The organism is Massilia sp. CMS3.1 (genome assembly GCF_051262535.1).
In the GTDB taxonomy this organism is placed as follows: domain Bacteria; phylum Pseudomonadota; class Gammaproteobacteria; order Burkholderiales; family Burkholderiaceae_D; genus Telluria.
Map to the genome: position 1 here is coordinate 1 of NZ_JBIMES010000085.1, position 554 is coordinate 554.

Genomic DNA, 554 nt, shown 5'->3' on the forward strand with positions numbered 1-554 from the left:
CTCGCAAACCATCTCGAAGCTCCCGACTGGGCAAGGCTGGGAGAGCATCTTCCTGTTGAATGGATCGAGCAGGCGCTCGCGAGCACGGATGCGCTCAGTATCCGGCATCGACGCCTGCCTGCTGAGCAAGTGGTATGGCTGATGGTGGCGCTGGCGCTGTACCGTCACAAATCGATCAGCGAAGTGCTCGACGATCTTGGTTTGGCGATGCCGAGCGAGCAGACGCCGTTCGTGAGCAAGAGCGCAGCAGCGCAGGCGCGTCAGCGTGTCGGACCGGAGCCGTTGAAATGGCTGTTCGATCATTCAGCGAGAAATTGGGTGGCGCAAGACAAACGCGCCTATCTGTTCAAAGGGCTGCAGCTGTTCGCCATGGACGGTACGACCTTGCGCACCCACGATACAGAGAAGAACCGGGAACATTTCGGTGCGCAGGGCTACGTCGGCGGCACGGTTGCGAGCTATCCGCAAGTTCGCGGGGTCACGCTCACTGCGCTGACGACACACCTGGTGCATAGCGCTGCGTTCGGTCCTTATTCGACCAATGAAATGCTCTA

Annotated in this window: 1 protein-coding gene; it reads left to right on the plus strand. The window is 59.7% G+C overall.

The window, feature by feature from the left end; all coding sequences use genetic code 11:
- Nucleotides 1-554 (plus strand): transposase domain-containing protein (locus ACHAC9_RS24530; RefSeq protein WP_435764430.1); only part of this gene is annotated, 554 nt, incomplete at both ends.